The following is a 20,671-nucleotide window of genomic DNA, read 5'->3' on the forward strand; positions in this document are numbered from 1 at the left end:
GATGATCAGTCGAGAACTATCGCTCCTGACGGAGCGTTAGTCGAGATACAAGGAGCTGCCGAAGGCTGCGATCTTTTGATCTTGCTGTTCGATGAAAAATCAAAAAGCAAAAGATTGCTGCCTTCGACAGCTCCTGCACGGGGTTAGCTCGATTGCGCGGTATCGTCCTCGGGCACTTCATCAAGTATGTCATCCTGCCCCGGCAGTTCAGTGATCACGCTGAAGTCCGAGACCTCGACCGCGCCATTGCCATACCCCAACAGATGAAACGAGAAGGCCTTGCGGGGCTGCGGGTTTTCAAAGCTGAAATCCATCTCCAGCGGCTGATCCGCCGTCGCCACCATTTCTGCCGGCAATCCCAGTTGCACGTCCTGTTCGAATTCCTTGGCCTTGAGCTGAATGTACGCCGCCTGCTGCGGATCGACCGAGCGCACGGTCAGGCGCACGCGGGTGTGCGAGCCTTTGGGCATTTCCAGGTATTGCGCGCCGATCAGGTTGTCGGCCCAGTCATCCTTGATCTGCGCTTGCAGAGGGATGATGTTGTTGCTGCCGAACTGGTAGCGATGATTGAGTGGTGTGCGCAACAGGGACAGGTCCAGCGCATCGGCGCGCGCGGCGATCTGCCGGGCCGGATGGCCGCTGTAGGTGCCTTTGTAAGTGGCGCTTTCGGCGATGAAGCCGGTGCTTTGGTAGTAGCGGCAGCGGCGCGGCAGGTCGCATTCGGAGAAGATGCCCTGGCCGTCGTGGTAGCGCAGCTTGCCGTTGGTGAACGACATGATTTCGCGCCCGGAATCGTAGTCGCGAAACAGCGAGCGTCCGCTCAGCGCAGTCGGCACCGGCAGGTCGAAATAGTCAAGGATCGAGGTGCTCAGATCGACGTGACCATAGACCCCGGCATTCAGGCGCGGCAGTTGCGCCTGCTCCGGTGCCAGCGTCAGGTTGAAACCCCACGAGGAGGCCAGTCGCACACCGTCGATGCCGTGGGATTCATCCGAGGTGATCACCACCAACGTGTCCTTGAGAATGCCTTGGCGCTTCAGCCCCGAAAGAAATTCATCCAGCGCATCGTCGAGATAACCCACAGCAGCCTGCTTCGGCGTTTCATAACGCTGCAGATAATCGTCCGGTGCGGAGTAGGGCTGGTGGGTGCCGACCGTCAGCAGGGTCAACATCCAAGGCTGCTTTTGCTTTTTCAACTGGCCGACATAATCCAGCGCACCTTCGAAAAACGCCTTGTCATCCTTGCCCCAGGGGAATTCCAGGTAGTTGCTGTTGCTGAACCATTCCAGACCGTGGGTCGCATCGAAACCGATGTGCGGCATGATCTTGTCTTTGGCCATGAAGCGCAGGCCGGCGCCTTGCAAGTAATGGGTGCTGAAGCCGTGCTCGCGTAGTTGCGCCGGCAGGCAGGCCTGATTGCGCTCGTTGAGGGTGAGCATTTCCACGCCTTTGGGCGTGCCGTTGTTGAGCTTGTCGTAGTCACCGCAGAGCATGGCATACAGACCGCGAATGGTCTGATGGGTGTGCAGCACGTAATCCGGGGTGTTCATGCCGCGCTCGGCCCAGCGGCTGAGGTTGGGCATCAGGTCTTCCTGATAATGACTGCCGATCGCCTCACGGTTGGCACGGATGTAGGCGCCGGGGATGCCTTCGAGCGCGATGATCAATACATTGCGCGCCTGGCCCGGCGCGGCGAGCAGCTTCTGGCCATTGAGATCGACGTCGGTGAGCCCGGCCATCGCCGGTGTCGGTTCTTCGACGTCGCCGTCCAGCCATTCCTCGGCCTGGATCTGCAGGTCGGCCACTTCGCTGGCGAGCAATTGATGCGGCAGGTTGTACAGGCGCCAGGCGTCGCCGTCATTCGGCCACAGGTTCTGCGCACCCCAATGTGCGGCGAACAACACGATTGGCGCGGCCCAGACAGAGCGAGGCAGAGCAGGGCGAGACAAGCCGCGACCAACAAGCTGAGTCAGCAGCCAGAAAGCCAGGGCACCCAGCAAAGCCATGGCCAGGGCAGGGTGCGCAAGTCCGCCGCCAGTGGAATTCTCGACGAACTGCGGGTCGATCAGATAGTGAATATCCGAAGGCGTCGGCAGGCGGCCGACGGCGCTGACCAATTCTGCCGTGGCGACCGCCAGCAGCGCCCAGAACATCAGCACCGGCAATGCCAGCCACCATGCGCGGCGATGCAGCGTCACCACCAGCAAACTGCCGAAGGCCAGATCCGACAAAAAGCCCAGCGGTGTCGACCAGCCCAATGCTGCACGCAGGCACACCGGCACGATCAACACCAGAACGATGAGAGAAAAAAGGCGGGCATTCGGCCGCCGCAGCCAGTTGAAAAGAGCGCTCACAAAAAAGGCCTGCTTGTCATCAAAGGGTCAAAAAAGTGTGGGTGATGATACCAAGGGCAGGAAGGCTGATCGGCTATTAAAACCTGCGGCTGGCGATCGCTGAAACGGCGCGTGCCCATAGCGGGCTTGGGTTGTGGGACGTATGGCCGTTTTTCGGAGGGGCAGTTTTTTGTTTCAGACTGTTGTAGGTCGATCCACTGCTCCTGAATTCCAGCAGCAGACGTCAAATCGCTCAGTGCTATCGATATGCGATAAAGATATTTAATTTCAATTTTTTATAGCTATAAAGTCAGGCTTTTCAGCCCATCCCCATGCTGCGAGGTTGTCATGGCCACACCGTTCAAACGTTCTGCGCTGACTCTGTTGGCCGCAACTCTGGCAGCGGGCGCGCTGTTCAGCAGCGGCGCCCGGGCCGAGGGCAAAATCAGCATCGCCCAGCAATTCGGCATTGGTTACCTGATTCTCGACGTCGTGCGCGATCAACAATTGATCGAGAAACACGGCAAGGCCCAGGGCCTGGAGATCAAGGTCGACTGGAACAGCATTTCTGGCGCCACGGCGATGAACGAGGCGCTGCTGACCGGAGCGCTGAACGTGGTCTCGGCCGGCGTGCCGCCGATGCTTACTGTGTGGGACCGCACCAAGGGCAAACAGAACGTCAAAGCCATCGCCGCGCTGGGCTCGATGCCCAATTACCTGCTGACCAACAACCCGAATATCAAAACCCTCAAGGACTTCAGCGACAAGGACCGTATCGCCGTGCCGGCCGCAGGCGTAGGCTTCCAGTCGCGTACCCTGCAGATTGAAACCGCCAGGGAATACGGTAATGACCAGTTCAAGAAGTTCGACAACATTTCGGTCAGCCTGCCGCACCCGGACGCCACCGCCGCGCTGATCGCCGGCGGCTCGGAAATCAACTCGCATTTCTCCAGCCCGCCGTTTCAATACCAGGCGCTGCAAAACCCCAACGTGCACAAAGTGCTGAGTTCCTACGACATCCTCGGCGGCCCGGCGACGTTCAACGTGCTCTACACCACGGAAAAATTTCACGACGACAACCCGAAAACCTACAAGGCGTTCTACGACGCACTGGCCGAAGCCGAGCAGATCATCAAAGCCGACAAGCCCGCCGCTGCCCAGGCCTACATCCGCGTAGAGCAATCGAAACTGCCGCTGTCACTGGTCGAGCAAATCGTCAAAGACCCGGAAATCGACTTCACCGTCGTACCGCAACGCACGTTCATCTACGCCGAGAAATTGCAGGAACTGGGCGTGCTGAAAAACAAGGCGGCGAGCTGGAAGGATTACTTTTTTGAAGAGGCGCATGGTGGTGCGGGGAGTTGATCGAACAGGGGCAACGTGTGTTGCCCCTTTTGCCATTCAAGATTCGCCATCATCAAAAATGCTCTCAATCGGCAGCTCAAACGCCCGGGCAATCTGAAACGCCAATGGCAGGCTCGGATCGTAGCGTTCGTTTTCGATGGCGTTGATCGTCTGGCGCGACACTTTCAGGCGTTCGGCCAGATCGACCTGCGACCACTTGCGCTCGGCGCGCAATTCCTTGAGACGGTTTTTCATTGGTAGCGGCGTCGCGCAATGTGCAGGCCGACAATCCACATCAGCCCCATTACCGGCCACACACACGTCCACGGGATATGCGGGGCGCCGACGTTTTCCAGAAAACCGTAGCTGAAGGTCACCAATGCCGAGGCGGCAAAGGCGAACCCCAAGGCTTCGAACTGGATGCGCAGATGCATTTCGTCCATGCGCCGCATGTTCCGCACGATGGCCCAGCACATCAGGGCCGCCGGAATGATCGGCGTCAGTGCGACGGCCGAGCGCAGCACGAGGTGCGCATCCATCAGGTATTGCGAGGCAATCAATGATGCTGTCAGCACCAGCATGTAGAGGATTAATGCTGCGCCCAATTCGAGGTGGTACCGGTTCATTCTTCACTTCCTATGTAAAAGACCCTTTACATGGTTGCTGATGTTGTTTCAGATGTAAACCACGCTTTCCATCAGGCTGGTTACTTCGAACACGCTCGAGCCGGATAACTTGCAGCCGGGTTCACGCTTCTGGACAGCGTATTAGCCACTCAGTAGCATTTGCCTCCAACGGATTTTCCCTTCGCACGTCGTCCGGCGTGGAACGCTCAAGGAATCGACATGCGCGACACTCCCGCTGACTCACAACGAACGGTCGTGACCTTGGTCAACGGCGAGATTCGCTGTGACACCCAGATCAGTTTCAGCTCCGTCTCGCTCGTCGATGGCGAAATTCGCGTGCATCGTGCTGAAGGCAATCAGATCGAGGTGCCTGTGCCCGGGGCGGACTTCGCGCTGCGCTTTGATCTGCAGGGGATGCAGAAAGTACCGGAGGCGCCACAGACGCCGGTCGAACCGGTGCCTGCCGACGACAGTTTGAAGTTGTTCAACTCGAAAACCGTGTGGGTCACACTGGCGCTGTGGTTCTTCGTGAGTTCGGTGTTCGGTTGGTTGGGGATCGTGGTAGCAGTCGGATATTTCGCTTACCACTGGCGTCAGGTCACGAAGCGCAAGGAACAGTTGGCCAAGGCGACCGTCGTTGAACCCATGACCCGTTCCAGCTCAGGGATGTCACCGGAAAGCGTGCGCAACGCATTGGCCCGCAAGCGTTAATTCTGCACACATCAAAAAAACGGGGCGGCCTGATCATCGATCAGGCCGCCCCGTTTTTCTGTCAGGCGAACAGTCTTTCAGTCAGCGATCAATGCATCTTGCTGTGATCGTGGCCGCCCATGTTGGTCAGCGCGCGAACCGGTGCCTTGACTTCGATGGTTTCTTTCTCGCCCTTGGCGTTTTCCACGGTCAGGGTCAGCGGCACGCTGTCGCCTTCCTTCAACTGACCGGTCAGGCCCATCAGCATGACGTGGTAGCCGTTCGGATCGAAGCTCACGGCTTTGCCGGCAGGCAGCTCAACCGACTTTACCGGGCCCATGGTCATCACATCGTTCTTCATGCTCATTTCGTGAATCTGTACGTCCTTGGCCACTGGCGAGGCGACGCTGAGCAGTTTGCTGTCGCTGTCGGCAGTGACGGTCATGAACGCGCCGCTGGCAGACTGGGTCGGCACCGTTGCACGGACCCAGGCGTCGTCGACTTTGGTCTGCGCCGACGCCTGAAAGGCCAGGCCGAGCAGGGACAGTGCACATACGGTGCGTTTGAGGTGATTCAGAACGGGATGCATCAGCAGACCTCCATAACAGTAAGCAAATCTTCCGTGCACTCTTGGGCTGTCAGCGAAGTGGACAGGCCCAGGCGCAACTCACCACGCGAGTCGTAGACGTAGCTGGTGGACGTATGGGAGATGGTGTAGGTGTCGCCGGCGGGGACTTTCTCGTAGAACACGTCGAATTCCTTGGCGGTGGCCTTGGTTTCCTCAAGCGTGCCGTACAGCGCGACGAAGCTCGGGTCGAAGGCTTTGACGTAGGCGTCGAGGATCTGCGGCGTGTCGCGCTCAGGGTCGAGGGTGATGAACACCACTTGCAAACGGTCGCCGTCGCGGCCCATCAGTTTCTTGATCTGTGCGGCGCGGGCCAGGGTGGTGGGGCAAACGGCCGGGCACTGGGTGAAGCCGAAGAAGATCATCGGCATCATTCCGCGAAAGCTCGACAGCGACATGGTTTCGCCTTCGGGGCTTTTCAGCTTGAAGGTGCGTCCGAGGATCTTGTCACTTAGATCCTTGCCGTACTTGTAGGACAGTTGGCCACGGGTATCGCAACCGGCGAGCAGGCCGAGCCCGAGCACGCCCATTCCCGCAAGTACCTTGCGGCGAGTCAACAAAGCCGTCATCTAATACCGCCTTTTGCAGCCCGCGAGTCGGCAGGACTGGCGGGGGGTTAACCGTAAAAGCGCCGCATGATAGCAAATTGAGGCTGATCGCCGGCTGCCGATCGCCGCGCAGTGCGGGATCGGACGACAAAAGGTGTAAGAAGAAATGACGAATAAGCCATGCGTTCGCCGCGAGCAAACTTGATTTAAATAGTATGACGATTGGAGGCGAGCGCAGAAACACGTACTCTTGCCGCTGCGCTGCAACGACCAAAACAACAACAGGAGTCTGTAATGCAACCGATTCGTCTCGGCCTGGTGGGCTACGGCAAAATTGCCCAGGATCAACACGTCCCCGCCATCCTCGCCAACCCTGCGTTCCAGTTGGTGGCGGTCGCAACCCAAGGCAAACCTTGCGCCGGGGTGGAGAACTTCCAGTCGCTGGGCGAACTGCTCGAAAACGGCCCGACTGTCGACGCAATTGCGTTCTGCACGCCGCCACAAGGGCGCTTCGCGCTGGTGCAACAGGCATTGGCGGTCGGCAAGCACGTGCTTGTTGAAAAGCCGCCTTGTGCAACATTGGGCGAAGCCATGGCCTTGGTCGATCAAGTCGCGGAACAAGGCGTCAGCGCTTTGTTCGCCTGGCATTCACGCTATGCACCGGGCATCGCTGCTGCACGTGAATGGCTTGCCAGCCGCACCCTGCAAAGCGTGCAGATCGACTGGAAGGAAGACGTGCGCAAGTGGCATCCGGGCCAGGCGTGGATCTGGCAACCGGGCGGCCTCGGCGTCTTCGACCCGGGCATCAACGCCTTGTCGATCATCACCCACCTGCTGGCGCTGCCGCTGTTTGTCGAAGCCGCCGAACTGCGCGTACCGAGCAACTGCCAGTCGCCGATTGCCGCCTCGATCAAAATGTCTGACGCACGTCAACTGGACGTCCGCGCCGAGTTTGATTTCGACCACGGCCACGACGAACTGTGGAGCATCGAAATCCGCTGCACCGAGGGCGTTCTGCGCCTGGACAATGGCGGCGCGGTGCTGAGCATCGACGGCGTGCGCCAAAGCGTCTCGGAGGAGGGCGAGTACGCAGCGGTCTATCGCCACTTCCAGCAATTGATCAGCGACAAGGCCAGCGACCTGGATCTGCAACCGTTGCGCTTGGTAGCGGACAGTTTCTTTGTCGGTAGTCGGGCGTTGGTTGAGCCGTTTTACGATTGAGTGAATTTCAGCTTGAGTCGTCAGGGCGCGTAAGCAGGTCTGCGTCGCGCAGGCCGCCAGACAAATAAAGCCTGCTTTTAACAGCAGGCTTCTTGGTCACTTTATTGGCTGCGTTCTGTAGGTTTCATACAGTTGCTGAATGTCGGGATTGTCCAGATTCGCGTAGACGATTCCTTCCTTATCCAAACCGTCCAACCCTTTGATACCGCCAATCACTTCGGGCCATTCCTCACGGCTTGAGATGTCTACGACGTGGGGCTTCAGATAGTCGTCCAGGTGGCCTCTGGAAGGATCGCGGATCTCGTCGCTGAGCGCCCGTAAATACGCATCTTTGTTGGTCTTCGACCAATCGATGGCGAACTTGGCTCGATAGCACAGTTCCATGTGAACGAGCAGGATAGTCCGCCCATTACCATCCAGAAACGGATGAGCGAAAGCCAATTGGCCCATCACCTCGCCGGGGCGCTCGCGGAAGCGTTTTTTGTTTGTAGCGAGCTCCAGCGCATATTCGACGGATCTTTTGATCAGCTCAGGTCGCTCGAAAGGTGTGTGATGCGGATCTTCTTTTGATCCTTTGAAAACCGCGAGGTGGGGAACAAGCTCATTCCTGTCTTTGCCTGACCATGGGTAGAAACCGGCAAACAGGATTTCATGAGTTTTGAGTATCGCTTGATAGTCGATGGATCTCTTTTTTGCCAGATGAGCAAGGGCGTCTTCGATACTGGCTTCGAAAGAGAGATGTTCCGATTCCTTTACTTCAACCGGGTCTTTCAGCTTGAGCGAGTTGCGAAGGTAGCCTTCAGTTTCGAAATCGCCGAAGGGGTCGAACGTCATGCGCTGAGCTGCTTTTTCGAACGCCTTTTTTCCTGAAGGTAACGTCCTTGCAAGGCCATGATTTCTGCCTTGTTCAACACACCCTTTCGCTTCAGATTAACCAGCAACTGCTCAACATTATCCAGCTCGACGGTATCACCAGCCAGTTGCGTTATCGTTGCCGCCATGCGGCTCAGGCCGTCACGCTCGGCGCCAATGCGGTGTTTTTCCGCAAGCTTGCATACTTCGCTCGCGACGCTGTCAGTGGCTGATTCGCTCATTGTTAACCCCTCGTTTTCTCTGTCGGAGCATAGCATGGCGCCGTTCCGGCGGATTAGCCGTCTAGCATTTCGACTCTTGGCATTGTCCTCTTTGAGTGGACGGTGAAACGCTTTTCAGCCGATTTATCCCTTTGCTGTGCGTCAGTAATCTGTACCCAACTTGAACGCAACAACAAAACTTCAAACTTGAAAAGGGACGCACGCCATGACCACTCCAACCTACAACCGCCTGAACAAAGACGACGCTATCGTGCTGCTGGTGGATCACCAGACCGGTCTGATCTCGCTGGTGCAGGACTTCTCGCCGAACGAGTTCAAGAACAACGTGCTGGCGCTGGCGGATCTGGCCAGGTTTTTCGACTTGCCGACGATCCTCACCACCAGCTTCGAGCAAGGCCCGAACGGCCCGCTGGTACCAGAGCTGAAAGAGATGTTCCCGGACGCGCCATACATCGCTCGTCCAGGCCAGATCAATGCCTGGGACAACGAGGACTTCGTCAAGGCGATCAAGGCCACCGGGCGCAAGCAGATCATCATTGCCGGTGTGGTAACGGATGTCTGTGTAGCGTTCCCGACCCTGTCGGCACTGGCGGAAGGCTTTGACGTGTTTGTGGTCACCGATGCGTCCGGCACCTTCAACACCACCGTGCAGCAAGCCGCATGGAGCCGCATGACTCAGGCCGGCGCACAGATGATGAACTGGTTCTCGGTGGCCTGTGAGCTGCACCGCGACTGGCGCAACGACATTGAAGGCCTGGGCAATCTGTTGTCGCAGCGCATTCCCAACTACCGCAACCTGATGAACAGCTACTCGGCGTTGACGCAGCAGAAGTAAGCGTTAAATCCAAAGCAAAAGCCTGCCTCGAAAGCAGGCTTTTTGCGTTTTCTACAGAACGCCGTTCGTCCATTGCCGGGCACTTGTCACGCAAGGGCATTTCACACGCTCAGGTACACATCTTTTGATCACCTCGGAGACCGACATGGACATTGATGAAAACGCACCTGGCAACCAGTCGCAACAGGCCGTGACGCGCACCACCGACAACGAGACCGGGCACGATCCCCAGCGCGAAAACCCCGAGGTGCCTTTGCCGCCGGACGACGAGGCACCTGTGGAAGAAGACATGTCGGATGTGGATGCGGCCAATTCGGTTTCGACGGAGCATCCGCCGTCACGCTGACCGTGCTGTTTGAAGGGGAACGCTCCCTATGATGGTCAACCCGGACAGTTCCCTCTCCTCGGGGAGAGGGCTAGGGTGAGGGGCTTTCCCTGGCACCCTGATGCAGTTCAGTCACTGACATCGTGAAGACCAGTTTCGCTCGCCCATGGTTGGCATACCCATGCGCCACATCGGTCCGCGCCACCGCCGAACACCCAGGCCCGACAATCAGCTCGGCATCGCCAACTTGCAGATGCAACGTGCCTTTTTCGACATGAAACAACTCGGTGGTGCCATTCGGGTGACCAGCTGAAGAAAACGACTCGCCAGGAAACAGCTCCCAGCGCCACAACTCCAGCATGTTCGGGCCGCTGGTGCCGGCCAGCAGGCGCGCCGATCCGCCCAGTTCACCGGTCCATAGCGTGGGGATGTCATCACTGTCGATAAGATGCGCCGTCGGGGTGGCGGCGACATTGACGAAGTCCGCCACGGACAAGCCCAGCGCCGCAGCGATCTTGCACAGCGTTGCGATGCTCGGATTGGCCGAGCCTTTCTCGATCTCGACCACCATGCCTTTGCTCACGCCCGAGCGTCGGGACAGTTCGTCGAGCGTGATGCCCTGTTGTTTGCGCGCCTGTTTGAGCGTGCGCGACACCGCCGCGCTGACGGTCTCGACATCGGCGCCGGCTTCGGTCGATATATTGACTTTCTTGGTCATTGATCGCTAGCATCGTTTGAAATTCGGGTATGAGGGGGATTCTGGGATGCTGTCTGTCGTGCCGTCAATCGATCCGGCTGTTGCGCAACTCGCGCCGGGCTTCAGAGCGCTGAGTATTGTCGTGCAAGCGGCGCCGATTACTCAGGCTTACGTGGCCGATGAAGCCTTGGCCAAAGCCTGTCAGACCGTCGCCAACGGTGGTCCGGCGTGGGCGCATGCGCATCTTCAGGCCTGGGCTGACGTGTTTCGCCAGTTCGGCGCCAAACCGCAGCGCACGCCTTGCTCGGCCGAGGCACTGCGCAAGCGTGTGTTGCGCGACGGCAACTTGCCGAGCATTGATCCGGTTGTCGATCTCTACAACGCCATCAGTCTGGATTACGCGATTCCCGTGGGGGGCGAGAATGCCGAGGCCTACGTCGGCTCGCCGCGTCTGGTCGTCGCCGATGGCAGCGAGCCGTTCGACACGATGAAGGAAGGCCTGCCCGCGCACGAGTTTCCGGATGCCGGCGAAGTGGTCTGGCGCGATGACCAAGGCGTGACCTGCCGGCGCTGGAACTGGCGCCAAGGCGTGCGAACCCGCCTCGATGCGCAGGCGCAGCACATGTGGTTCATCCTCGAAAGCCTGCCGACGATGCCGCTGGAAGCGCTGACCGAGGCGGGCGACAAGCTCATCGAAGGATTGCAGCAAATGATGCCCGGCGCCGAGATCGAAAGCATGTTGATCGGGCCGGGGGCGCGTTAGGTTGGATATGAGTGCCAGCCCGTTTCGTCAGCGGCACCGCGATTCCCTGTGGGAGCCTGCTCGAGAAGGCGGCGGCACATTCAACATCTTTGCCGGCTGATCCACCGCTTTCGCGAGCAAGCTCGCTCCCACAGTGTTCCGTGTTGACCAATGATTTGGTGGTGCTACAACCTCTGTGGGAGCGGGCCTGCTCGCGAAGACGGCGGCACATTCAACATCTTTGCCGGCTGACCCAGCGCTTTCGCGGGCAGGCTCGCTCCCACAATGTTCCGTGTTGACCAATGATTTGGTGGTGCAACCAAACCCTGTGGCAGCGGGCTTGCCCGCGAAGACGGCGGTACATCCAAAATCTTTGCCGGCTGATCCACCGCTTTCGCGAGCAAGCTCGCTCCCACAATGTTCCGTGTTGACCAATGATTTGGTGGTGCCACAACCCCCTGTGGGAGCGGGCTTGCCCGCGAAGACGGCGGTACATTCAACATCATGTTCGCCTGACCCTGCGCTTTCGCGAGCAGGCTAGCTGCCACAGATTGACTCCGGGTCTCAGTAAGGGCTCGCCGTTGGGCGGACGATCAGTTCGCTGACGTCGACATCTGCCGGTTGTTCAACGGCGTAGGCAATCGCGCGGGCGATGGCTTCGGCGGGGATGGCGATCTTGCGGAATGACTTCATCTCTTCGCGGCCGCCTTCATCGGAAATGCTCTCGGCCAGTTCCGATTCAGTAACGCCCGGTGCGATGACGGTGACGCGGATATCGCCGCCCACCTCCTGACGCAAGCCTTCGGAAATCGCCCGTACCGCATATTTGGTCGCGCAGTACACCGCCGCAGTAGGGCTGACCGCGTAGGCGCCGATCGAGGCGATGTTGATGATCTGCCCGGCGCGCTGGCGCTGCATCAACGGCAGGCTGGTGGCGATACCGTGGAGTACGCCACGGATGTTGACGTCGATCATGCGGTTCCACTCATCGACCTTCAGCGCATCCAGCCGTGACAACGGCATGACCCCGGCGTTGTTGACCAGCACATCGACGCGGCCGTAGTGCTCCACGGCAAAATCGACGAAGCGCTGCACATCCTGCTGATCGGTGACGTCCAGCGCGCGGAACTGCGCGTGGCCACCCGCGCCGTTGATCTCTTCGGCAATCACGGCCAGACGCTCGGTGCGCCGTGCACCCAACACCACTTTGGCGCCACGTTCGGCGAGCAGGCGTGCGGTGGCTTCGCCGATGCCGCTGCTGGCGCCGGTAATCACGATCACTTTGTCTTGAATGTTCAGCATGATGTCGTCCTCTTCTGTGTGCCCGTGAGTGGGCTTGGAAGAAGATTAAGTGCGGGGGCTCATGGGCTATTAATCGATTCCTCCACGGGATTTGCCCAATTCTGCTGCATCGCTTTTGGACAGGTTTCAGGCCCCGCGTGGCGCATCGCGGTAGGCACTTGGGGTGACGCCAACTTCGCGGCGGAACACCTGGGAAAAATGGCTGGGGCTGGAATAGCCAACCTCCAGGCCGATGTCGATCACGCTGCCTGCGGTCTCCAGCAACAGATGACGCGCGCGGCTCATGCGCAGGCGGATGAAGTATTGCGAGGGCGATAAACCGGTGGCGCGCTTGAAGGTGCGGCTGAAGTGGTAGTCGCTCAGCCCGGCGATGGCGGCCAGATGACTGAGGCTGAAATCCTCCGCCAGATTCGCATTCATGGCTTCGATCACCCGGCGCAGTTTGTAGGCGGGCAGGGCGTTGTCGCGGCGCGGGTTGCTGTCGGGGTCGAGGTAATGACGCAGCAGATGGATCGCCAACGCCTGAGCCAGGCTGTGCACCAGCAGTGCGCTGGGTTGGCGCTGTTCGGTCAGTTCGATGCGCAGTTGCTCAAGGATGAAGCTGACCTGCTCGTCACGCGCACCGGACACATCGACAAACGTCACTGCACCGGCCTGTTCGCCGAACGCTTCGCGGGCCGCTTGTTCGATCAGGCCTAGGCCGAGGTAGAGGTGCATGACTTCGAACACCTCGCAGCCTTCGGTCTGCCAGCGCATCTCGTAGGGTTCGCGGGTGTTGGTCAGGAAGAAGTCGCCCGCCGTGACCTGGCTCGCCTGCCATTCTCCGCCCAACGAACGTTCTTCGACCCGGGCAGTGCCGGCCAATACCAGCACCAGCAGCGGTTCGGCCACGCACGGCACGCGGATCGGCTCGAGCAGGGTCTGATGGCGGAAGAGCTGCACCACTGCATCCTTGATCTGCGGCCGCGGCGTGGTCGTTTCCGCAATACCGGGCAGATGCTCCGGCATGGCTTCGGCGGCGATGCGCGCGGGCTGGCTGATTGTCGGTGTAGCGGGGCTGGCAGAGGGCACAGGACGCTCCATCAAAAGCTTTGGCTGCGAATGATTTTGAAGGTTAGGGCGGGCGAATGAGAAATTCCAGCGCAAAACTCCGACAGCCCCGGCAATCGCCCGAAAGCCCGGCGGCGGACAGTGCGCGACAGTGAAGCCGTGTTTACGACCGCGCCATCAGGCGCAACACCGATTCGCTATCGAGGAGTTAAAACCATGACTGATTTCAACCACACCCTGCCACAAGAAGTCGCCGGTAAAGTTGCACTGGTCACTGGCGCGGCCAGTGGCATCGGCAAGGCGATTGCGCTGATGCTGCACTCTCGCGGCGCCAAGGTCATTGCCGAAGACCTCAATCCGGCTGTCGAAGAACTGGCCCGTCCCGATCTGGTGCCGCTGGTGGCGGACATCACCGAGGACGGCGCCGCCGAACGCGCAGTAGGCCTTGCCGTCGAGCAGTTCGGGCGCCTGGATATTCTGGTCAACAACGCCGGGATCATCATCAACAAAACCGTGATCGACATGAGCCGCGACGACTGGGAAAAGATCCAGGCAGTGAATGCCACGGCCGCCTTCCTGCACTGCCGCGAAGCGGTGAAGGCGATGATCCCGAACAAGTCCGGCGCGATCGTCAATATCGCTTCCTATGCGTCGTACTTTGCCTTTCCGACCATTGCCGCCTACACCGCTTCCAAAGGTGCGCTGGCACAACTGACCCGCACGCTGGCCCTGGAAGTCATCGAGCACGGCATTCGCGTCAACGCCATCGGCGTCGGCGATGTGGTGACTAATATCCTTAATGACGTGGTCGAGGATGGCCCGGGCTTCCTCGCGCAACACGGTGAAGCGGCGCCGATCGGTCGGGCGGCGCAGCCGGAAGAGATCGCCGAGATCGTGACCTTTCTGGCCTCCGACCGCGCCAGTTTCATGGTCGGCTCGGTGGTCATGGCCGATGGCGGCATGACGGTAACGGCGGGTTGATAGTGGCGTGAGAAGCCAAGGGCGCGTGTGATAACGCGCCCATGGCTTTGCCAGTAAGACGAGCACGCAGAATCAGGCAAATCTGCAGCATCTTTGATCTAGTCGCCGCTGGATAAAACTGGCTAATCTTCCTCCGCGGTTGACCCACCTTCGTCTGCTTTCGAGGCCCATTGCATGGATAACCACGACGCTTCCATTCTTCACGACACGGCGGTGTATCGCGCCGAACTGGTGCGCCTGCTGACTCAACGCTTCGATGCGCCAGGCACCTACGAAACGGCGATTGCGCCGCTGCACGTGATCCGTCTCGATGGGCCGTCCGAGCTGATTCACGTGGTGCACCGGCCGGCGCTGTGCCTGATCGTGCAGGGGCGCAAGGAAGTCGGGCTGGGTGACGAACGTTTCCTCTACGACCCGCTGAATTACCTGGTGGTGTCGGTGACGTTGCCGGTGTCGGGACGGGTGATCGAAGCCTCGCCCGAGGCGCCGTATTTTTGCGTACGGCTGGATTTCGATCCGGCGCAACTGACGCAACTGATTGCCGAGTCGCCGCTGACCGGCATGCCACAGGACGGCGGGCGCGGGATGTTTCTCGACAAGATCGACGTGACCCTGCTCGACACCATGCTGCGTCTGGTGCGCCTGCTGGATAATCCGCGCGACATCGGCATGCTCGCGCCGATGGCGTTGCGCGAGGTGTATTACCGCCTGCTGCGCGGCCAGCACGGGCATCTGCTGTATGAAATCGCCGTCAACGATTCGCAGACCCACCGGGTCACGCGCGCTATCGACTGGCTGAACAAGAATTTCACCGAGCCGCTGCGTATCGACGCGCTGGCGCAGGTGGCCAACCTGAGCAACTCGGCGCTGCATCACCGCTTCAAAGCCGTCACCGCCATGAGCCCGCTGCAATATCAAAAACAGCTGCGCCTGCAAGAGGCACGGCGGCTGATCATCAATGAAGGGCTGGACGTGTCCAGCGCCTGCTACCGCGTCGGCTACGAAAGCGCTTCGCAATTCAGCCGCGAATACAACCGCCAGTTCGGCTGCCCGCCGTCCAAGGAACTCAGCCGCCTGCGTCAGACCGGCTGATTACCGCGCGGGTCCCGCCCATTCATCACGAAACCCCAGCAGAAAATCCACAAACGCCCGCACCCGTTGCGGCACATAGCGGCCGTGCGGGTAGAGCAGGGTGTAGGGGCGCGAACGTCCGGTGTACGGTTGCAGCACTTCAATCAGGCGGCCATCGGCGAGTTCCTGCTCGACGATGAAACGGTAAGTCTGAAACAGCCCGGCGCCGTGCTTGGCCAGCGTCACACCGCCGAGCACGTCATCGGAGCAGGAATAGCCACCGTCGGAAATCACTTCCAGGTCCCGGCCGTTTTCCTGAAACAGCCAGGAAATCCGCCGCCCGCTGCTGGGCAATTCGAACTGGATGCACTCATGCGCGATGAGATCGTCCAGCGTCTGCGGCGTGCCGGCTCTATGCAGATATTCAGGGGCGGCGACCACCACCAGGGCGGCGTCTTCCAGCAAGCGCGCGATCAGCGTCGAGTCCGGTTGTGCGCGCACGCGTATCGCCAGGTCGTAGCCCTCTTCAACGAAGTCGATATTGCGGTTGCCCAAGTGCACGTCGACCGTGACCTCGGGGTACAACGCGCGAAATTTCGGCAGCAGCGGCAGGATGCGGTGATGCCCGTAGGTGGTAGGCAGGCTGATGCGCAGTCGCCCCGACGGCGAAGTCTGCGCACCCATGACTTCCTGCTGCGCTTCAACCAGTTGCGTCAGCGCCTGGCTGCATTGTTCGAAGAAGCTCCGGCCGGCGTCGGTGAGGCGAATGCTGCGCGTGGTGCGCGCGAACAGTCGCGAACCCAGGCGTTGCTCCAGACGCAGAATCGACCGGCTCACTGCGGCCGGCGTGACCCCGGCCAGTTGCGCGGCGGCGGTGAAGCTGCCGGCTTCGGCGGCCAGGCAGAACAGTTCGATACTGCCTAACTGCAAATCTTCAAAATGGCGTTTCATTGTGGCTCGCACCGAGGATCGACGGACGTTCATCCTCTGTGTACCACAACCAACGACGCCGCCGGTATCCACCGGCGGCGTTGCAGGGTTTCGATCAATGGCCGGCGCTCTGGCCACCGTCGACATGCAGGATCTCGCCAGTGACGAAATTTGCCCCGTCGAGGTAGAGGATCGCTTGCACGATGTCGTCGATTTCGCCCATGTGGCCGACCGGGTGCAGGCTGCCCAGCGCCTGATGGGTTTCCTCAGCGTGCATCGGCGTCTTGATGATGCCCGGCGACACGGCGTTGACCCGAATGCCACGCTTGGCGTACTCGATGGCCAGGGATTTGGTCGCGGCGTTGATGCCGCCCTTGGTAAGCGACGCCAATACCGAAGGCACGCCGTCGATTGCATGATCGACCAGGCTGGTGGTCACGCTGACGACGTGGCCGCTGCCGTGTTTTTCCATCTCGGCGATGGCCAGTTGCGAGATGTAGAAGAAGCCGCTCATGTTGGTCGCCACGACCTGGGCATAGTCCGCCTGGCTGTAAGCGGTGAACGGCTTGGCCAGAAAGATCCCGGCATTGTTGACCAGCGTATCGACGCGACCGAAGCGGGCAACAGCGGCGCGAATCACGCGCTCGGCGGTTTGCGGATCGGCAATGTCGCCGGCGACGGTCAGGACATCCGGGTCGCTCGACTCTTTGATCGAGCGCGAGGTGGCGACCACTTGATGGCCAAGGGCGCGAAAGCCTTCGACCAGACCTGCACCAATGCCTTGCGAGGCGCCGGTGATGACAACTACTTTTTTCGATGTGCTCATGATGATTTCCTCTGTCGCTGGCCCGTCAGGATGGCGGGTGGCTGTTGGAGGAGACTTTAGGAAGTTGTGCCGAGTTGATAAATGGGGGCTGAGGTACATCATTTGTACTGTGGTGTATCTAATCAGAGCGGGCCTCGAATGATTGTCCCGTTTGAGTGGACGGTGAAACGCTTTTCAGCCGATTTATCCCTTTGCTGTGCGTCAGTAATCTGTACCCAACTTGAACGCAACAACAAAACTTCAAACTTGAAAAGGGACGCACACCATGACCACTCCAACCTACAACCGCCTGAACAAAGACGACGCTATCGTGCTGCTGGTTGACCACCAGACCGGTCTGATCTCGCTGGTGCAGGACTTCTCGCCGAACGAGTTCAAGAACAACGTGCTGGCGCTGGCGGATCTGGCCAAGTTCTTCGACCTGCCAACCATCCTTACCACCAGCTTCGAACAAGGCCCGAACGGCCCGCTGGTGCCGGAGCTGAAAGAAATGTTCCCGGATGCGCCGTACATCGCTCGCCCTGGCCAGATCAACGCCTGGGACAACGAAGATTTCGTCAAGGCGATCAAAGCCACCGGGCGCAAGCAGATCATCATCGCCGGTGTCGTAACGGATGTCTGTGTAGCGTTCCCGACCCTGTCGGCACTGGCCGAAGGTTTTGATGTGTTCGTAGTCACCGATGCGTCCGGCACCTTCAACACCACCGTGCAGCAAGCCGCATGGAGCCGCATGACTCAGGCCGGCGCGCAGATGATGAACTGGTTCTCGGTGGCCTGTGAGCTGCACCGCGACTGGCGCAACGACATCGAAGGCCTGGGCAATCTGCTGTCGCAGCGCATCCCCAACTACCGCAACCTGATGAACAGCTACTCGGCGCTGACGCAGCAGAAGTAAGTTCACGAGCCACGAAAAAGCCTGCTTTCAACAGCAGGCTTTTTGTTTTTCCGACGGCTGCGGCCAACTTGGTTGCTCTGTAGCTTGACCCACCGCTTTCGCGAGCAGGCTCGCTCCCACAGTTGACCGTGTTTCCTCAAGAGAAATGCAATTTCCTGTGGGAGCGAGCCTGCTCGCGTAGACGGCCGCGCAGTCACCCGAGCAATTCGCTGATCCACTGCATCTCTTGCTTCAGCGCAAGAATTTTATCCTCCGGCAACGTCTGTTGCGCTCGCGTAAACTGCCCCAACGTCTTCTGCCGCTGCTTCAGCCTGCGTTGCCATTTGTGCAGAAATGCCGGGCAGCGCGCCTGCAGATGCAGCGGTCCGAAAAACAGTTCCCTGGCATCGTAAGTCACCGGATCAGAGCCGCGCTCGGCAACGATGATTTCATAGTCGAAGCGATTCTCGTGCAGCACTTCTTCGCAAACGATGCGGTAGCCGTTATCCATCAACCACTGGCGCAGCGCTTGCTCGCCGCCGTTGGGTTGCAGGATCAGTCTTTCGTGGCCACTGAGATGGGCTTTGCCGGATTCGAAAATATCGCGAATGGTTTCGCCGCCCATCCCGCACAGGGTGATGGCGCTGATGCCGTCGTCAGGCCTGATCGCCGCCAGACCATCGGCCAGACGCACGCTGATCTGGCCGTGCAGGTCGTTGTCATTGATGGTGCGTTGCGCTGCGTGGAACGGCGTGCGCGCGACCTCGCCAGCCACCGCCGCTGTAATCAGGCCTCGGCGCATCAGGGCAACCAGCAAATAGGCGTGATCGGAACCGATATCGGCCAGTCGTGCGCCGACCGGCACGTGAGCCGCGACGCGTTCAAGGCGCATGGACAATGTCTGTTGGTTCAACGGCGACCCCTGTTCACCCAGCGGTGGAAAAAGGGGTGCGACTCTGGCGAGCAACGCGGGCGCTGTCAATTGTGCAGGTGCAATTCCTCGACCCATCGGCAGCCTTGCGCTGCCGATGGGCGCTTGCGCTTAGCCGGCGAGGGTTGCGTTGTCGATGACGAAGCGGTATTTCACGTCGCCCTTGAGCATGCGCTCGTAGGACTCGTCGATCTGGTCGGCGCGGATCAACTCGATGTCGGAAACGATGCCGTGCTCGGCGCAGAAATCCAGCATTTCCTGAGTCTCGGGAATGCCGCCGATCATCGAACCGGCAATGGTGCGGCGCTTGGTGATCAGGTTGAACACGTTCGGCGACGGATGCGGCGAGGCAGGCGCACCGACCAGAGTCAACGCGCCATCGCGCTTGAGCAGGACGAGGAAGGCGTCGAGATCGTGCGGCGCTGCGACGGTATTGAGGATGAAGTCGAAACTCTTGGTGTGTGCCGCCATTTCTTCGGCATTGCGCGACACCACCACTTCGTCCGCACCCAGCGCCTTGGCCGCTTCACGCTTGGATTCGGAGGTAGTGAACGCGACCACGTGGGCGCCCATGGCGTGGGCCAGTTTGATGCCCATGTGGCCGAGGCCGCCGATGCCGACCACGCCGACTTTCTTGCCGGGGCCAGCGTGCCACTGACGCAGCGGCGAGTAGGTGGTAATGCCGGCGCAGAGTAGCGGCGCGACGGCGGCCAATTGCGCCTCGGGATGACGGATGCGCAACACATAGCGCTCGTGCACGACGATGTTTTGCGAATAGCCGCCGAGGGTCCAGCCCGGTGCGTCCGGGGTCGGGAAATTGTAGGTGCCGATCATGCCGTCGCAGTAATTTTCCAGACCGGATTCGCAGTCATCGCAGTGCTGGCAGCTGTCGACGATGCAACCGACACCGACCAGATCGCCAACCTTGTAGGCTTTGACGTGATCGCCAACCGCCGAGACGCGGCCGACGATTTCATGGCCGGGCACGCAAGGGAATTGCGTGCCAGCCCATTCGGCGCGCACCTGATGCAGGTCGGAATGGCAGATGCCGCAGAAGGCGATATCGATCTGTACGTCGTGCGCCGCCGGGGCACGGCGGTTGATCTGCATCGGCTCAAGAGGTTTGTCGCCAGCGTGGGCGCCGTAGGCTTGTACGAGCATGTGAGCATCCTCCATGGGGTAGTCGGACGCCCATTGTTACGCCTGGGTTGGAGCGCGAAGTAGTGCATTTCTGTGAAATGCTTGCCTGATTCTGCTGTTGATTGCGCAACCGAAAGGCAGCCGTATGGCTGCCGTTTCAGGCTCAACGCGGATTGGGCTGGTCGTCCATCTCGGCGTTATCGGTTTCCTGACGTACGCGCTCCGGATCCAGGCCGGCACTGTCATCATCCAGCGGGATTTCGCCTTCGTTGTCGGGTAGCTCATCGATGCCGCGTTCCTTCATCGGATCGACCTCGGTACGCCCCGGACTCAGCGGGTCGGGCGTGGTTGGGAGCGGATCGTCACCTTGCTTGCCTTGATCGTTATTCATCTCACACCTCGTCATGGCCGTTTTCTATGGCTTGTGCAAGTTGGAGGTGCGGGCGATTTTCGCCGTTCGATTTTTTTGCCTGCCTTCGGTCGCCT

24 protein-coding genes are annotated in these 20,671 nt (G+C 59.8%); 9 read left to right on the plus strand and 15 right to left on the minus strand.

From position 1 onward, the window contains the following. Nucleotides 1–143: 143 nt before the first annotated feature. Nucleotides 144–2,354 carry an LTA synthase family protein gene (locus PspCFBP13508_RS00005; protein WP_137213229.1) on the minus strand — a complete coding sequence of 737 codons (2,211 nt, stop codon included), beginning with the start codon at nt 2,352–2,354 and terminating at the stop codon, nt 144–146. A gap of 327 nt (nt 2,355–2,681) precedes the next feature. On the opposite strand from PspCFBP13508_RS00005, the gene PspCFBP13508_RS00010 reads away from it, so the two are divergent. Then, complete coding sequence (locus PspCFBP13508_RS00010) at nt 2,682–3,698, plus strand: ABC transporter substrate-binding protein (protein WP_137213230.1); 1,017 nt, start codon at nt 2,682–2,684, stop codon at nt 3,696–3,698. A 36-nt stretch (nt 3,699–3,734) separates the two neighbouring features. Here the strand turns inward: PspCFBP13508_RS00010 and PspCFBP13508_RS00015 are convergent, their stop codons facing one another. Beyond that, on the minus strand, nt 3,735–3,932 hold the full coding sequence (locus PspCFBP13508_RS00015; RefSeq protein WP_137213231.1) for a helix-turn-helix transcriptional regulator: 198 nt from the start codon (nt 3,930–3,932) through the stop codon (nt 3,735–3,737). Further along, entirely contained in the window at nt 3,929–4,303 is a 375-nt protein-coding gene (locus PspCFBP13508_RS00020) for a hypothetical protein (protein WP_130899769.1), read from the minus strand. Before PspCFBP13508_RS00020 ends, PspCFBP13508_RS00015 begins: the two co-directional genes overlap by 4 nt. Before the next feature lie 219 nt (nt 4,304–4,522). On the opposite strand from PspCFBP13508_RS00020, the gene PspCFBP13508_RS00025 reads away from it, so the two are divergent. Further along, a complete protein-coding gene (locus PspCFBP13508_RS00025) occupies nt 4,523–5,014 on the plus strand; it encodes a hypothetical protein (protein ID WP_071171860.1) in 492 nt (163 codons plus the stop codon). Nucleotides 5,015–5,102: 88 nt separating this feature from the next. Here the strand turns inward: PspCFBP13508_RS00025 and PspCFBP13508_RS00030 are convergent, their stop codons facing one another. Next, nucleotides 5,103–5,582, minus strand: a complete 480-nt coding sequence (locus PspCFBP13508_RS00030; protein ID WP_073475275.1) for a copper chaperone PCu(A)C — start codon at nt 5,580–5,582, stop codon at nt 5,103–5,105. Beyond that, a complete protein-coding gene (locus PspCFBP13508_RS00035; RefSeq protein ID WP_137213232.1) occupies nt 5,582–6,187 on the minus strand; it encodes an SCO family protein in 606 nt (201 codons plus the stop codon). The genes PspCFBP13508_RS00030 and PspCFBP13508_RS00035 overlap by 1 nt, the downstream gene beginning before the upstream one ends. A 273-nt stretch (nt 6,188–6,460) precedes the next feature. Between PspCFBP13508_RS00035 and PspCFBP13508_RS00040 the strand changes: the two genes are divergently transcribed. Then, nucleotides 6,461–7,387: a Gfo/Idh/MocA family oxidoreductase gene (locus PspCFBP13508_RS00040; protein WP_130909539.1), complete on the plus strand. Its 927-nt coding sequence runs from the start codon at nt 6,461–6,463 to the stop codon at nt 7,385–7,387. Nucleotides 7,388–7,483: 96 nt separating this feature from the next. On the opposite strand, the gene PspCFBP13508_RS00045 is transcribed toward PspCFBP13508_RS00040, so the two are convergent. Further along, complete coding sequence (locus tag PspCFBP13508_RS00045) at nt 7,484–8,221, minus strand: Fic family protein (protein ID WP_130909540.1); 738 nt, start codon at nt 8,219–8,221, stop codon at nt 7,484–7,486. After that, nucleotides 8,218–8,481, minus strand: coding sequence for a hypothetical protein (locus PspCFBP13508_RS00050; protein WP_130909541.1), 264 nt, complete (start codon nt 8,479–8,481; stop codon nt 8,218–8,220). The genes PspCFBP13508_RS00045 and PspCFBP13508_RS00050 overlap by 4 nt, the downstream gene beginning before the upstream one ends. A 205-nt stretch (nt 8,482–8,686) precedes the next feature. Here PspCFBP13508_RS00050 and ycaC (PspCFBP13508_RS00055) point away from each other — a divergent pair, with 205 nt between their 5' ends. Next, nucleotides 8,687–9,316 (plus strand): isochorismate family cysteine hydrolase YcaC, encoded by a 630-nt coding sequence (gene ycaC / locus PspCFBP13508_RS00055; RefSeq protein WP_137213233.1) that lies wholly within the window; start codon nt 8,687–8,689, stop codon nt 9,314–9,316. 145 nt (nt 9,317–9,461) lie between these two features. Next, complete coding sequence (locus tag PspCFBP13508_RS00060; RefSeq protein WP_130912486.1) at nt 9,462–9,662, plus strand: hypothetical protein; 201 nt, start codon at nt 9,462–9,464, stop codon at nt 9,660–9,662. Between the two features lie 70 nt (nt 9,663–9,732). On the opposite strand, the gene PspCFBP13508_RS00065 is transcribed toward PspCFBP13508_RS00060, so the two are convergent. Then, nucleotides 9,733–10,359 carry a helix-turn-helix domain-containing protein gene (locus PspCFBP13508_RS00065; RefSeq protein ID WP_137213234.1) on the minus strand — a complete coding sequence of 209 codons (627 nt, stop codon included), beginning with the start codon at nt 10,357–10,359 and terminating at the stop codon, nt 9,733–9,735. A 46-nt stretch (nt 10,360–10,405) separates the two neighbouring features. Here PspCFBP13508_RS00065 and PspCFBP13508_RS00070 point away from each other — a divergent pair, with 46 nt between their 5' ends. Further along, nucleotides 10,406–11,101 (plus strand): B3/4 domain-containing protein, encoded by a 696-nt coding sequence (locus PspCFBP13508_RS00070; RefSeq protein WP_137213235.1) that lies wholly within the window; start codon nt 10,406–10,408, stop codon nt 11,099–11,101. Between the two features lie 543 nt (nt 11,102–11,644). Here the strand turns inward: PspCFBP13508_RS00070 and PspCFBP13508_RS00075 are convergent. Together PspCFBP13508_RS00075 and PspCFBP13508_RS00080 are read right to left on the minus strand one after the other, a co-directional pair. Continuing rightward, nucleotides 11,645–12,382 (minus strand): SDR family oxidoreductase, encoded by a 738-nt coding sequence (locus tag PspCFBP13508_RS00075; RefSeq protein WP_137213236.1) that lies wholly within the window; start codon nt 12,380–12,382, stop codon nt 11,645–11,647. 126 nt (nt 12,383–12,508) lie between these two features. Then, nucleotides 12,509–13,390 (minus strand): AraC family transcriptional regulator, encoded by an 882-nt coding sequence (locus PspCFBP13508_RS00080; protein WP_137213785.1) that lies wholly within the window; start codon nt 13,388–13,390, stop codon nt 12,509–12,511. 258 nt (nt 13,391–13,648) lie between these two features. Between PspCFBP13508_RS00080 and PspCFBP13508_RS00085 the strand changes: the two genes are divergently transcribed. Further along, nucleotides 13,649–14,413: an SDR family oxidoreductase gene (locus tag PspCFBP13508_RS00085; protein ID WP_137213237.1), complete on the plus strand. Its 765-nt coding sequence runs from the start codon at nt 13,649–13,651 to the stop codon at nt 14,411–14,413. 174 nt (nt 14,414–14,587) lie between these two features. Beyond that, nucleotides 14,588–15,505: an AraC family transcriptional regulator gene (locus PspCFBP13508_RS00090; RefSeq protein ID WP_137213238.1), complete on the plus strand. Its 918-nt coding sequence runs from the start codon at nt 14,588–14,590 to the stop codon at nt 15,503–15,505. Here PspCFBP13508_RS00090 and PspCFBP13508_RS00095 read toward each other — a convergent pair whose 3' ends face one another. Together PspCFBP13508_RS00095 and PspCFBP13508_RS00100 are read right to left on the minus strand one after the other, a co-directional pair. Then, the gene (locus tag PspCFBP13508_RS00095; RefSeq protein ID WP_137213239.1) at nt 15,506–16,435 is read right to left on the minus strand and encodes a LysR family transcriptional regulator; all 930 of its coding nucleotides are present in this window, start codon (nt 16,433–16,435) and stop codon (nt 15,506–15,508) included. It abuts the gene before it with no gap. Nucleotides 16,436–16,529: 94 nt separating this feature from the next. After that, complete coding sequence (locus PspCFBP13508_RS00100; RefSeq protein ID WP_016774234.1) at nt 16,530–17,240, minus strand: SDR family NAD(P)-dependent oxidoreductase; 711 nt, start codon at nt 17,238–17,240, stop codon at nt 16,530–16,532. 265 nt (nt 17,241–17,505) lie between these two features. Here PspCFBP13508_RS00100 and ycaC (PspCFBP13508_RS00105) point away from each other — a divergent pair, with 265 nt between their 5' ends. After that, the gene (gene ycaC, locus PspCFBP13508_RS00105) at nt 17,506–18,135 is read left to right on the plus strand and encodes an isochorismate family cysteine hydrolase YcaC (protein ID WP_016774235.1); all 630 of its coding nucleotides are present in this window, start codon (nt 17,506–17,508) and stop codon (nt 18,133–18,135) included. A 193-nt stretch (nt 18,136–18,328) separates the two neighbouring features. Here the strand turns inward: ycaC (PspCFBP13508_RS00105) and PspCFBP13508_RS00110 are convergent, their stop codons facing one another. From PspCFBP13508_RS00110 to PspCFBP13508_RS00120, 3 genes are all read right to left on the minus strand, one after another. Further along, the gene (locus PspCFBP13508_RS00110; protein WP_343287049.1) at nt 18,329–19,027 is read right to left on the minus strand and encodes a tRNA (adenine(22)-N(1))-methyltransferase TrmK; all 699 of its coding nucleotides are present in this window, start codon (nt 19,025–19,027) and stop codon (nt 18,329–18,331) included. A gap of 129 nt (nt 19,028–19,156) precedes the next feature. Further along, a complete protein-coding gene (locus PspCFBP13508_RS00115; RefSeq protein WP_137213241.1) occupies nt 19,157–20,206 on the minus strand; it encodes an NAD(P)-dependent alcohol dehydrogenase in 1,050 nt (349 codons plus the stop codon). Nucleotides 20,207–20,348: 142 nt separating this feature from the next. Continuing rightward, nucleotides 20,349–20,576 (minus strand): hypothetical protein, encoded by a 228-nt coding sequence (locus PspCFBP13508_RS00120; RefSeq protein WP_137213242.1) that lies wholly within the window; start codon nt 20,574–20,576, stop codon nt 20,349–20,351. Between the last annotated feature and the right edge of the window lie 95 nt (nt 20,577–20,671).

The sequence above is a fragment of the Pseudomonas sp. CFBP13508 genome, from assembly GCF_005233515.1.
Classification (GTDB): Bacteria; Pseudomonadota; Gammaproteobacteria; order Pseudomonadales; family Pseudomonadaceae; genus Aquipseudomonas; species Aquipseudomonas mercuritolerans.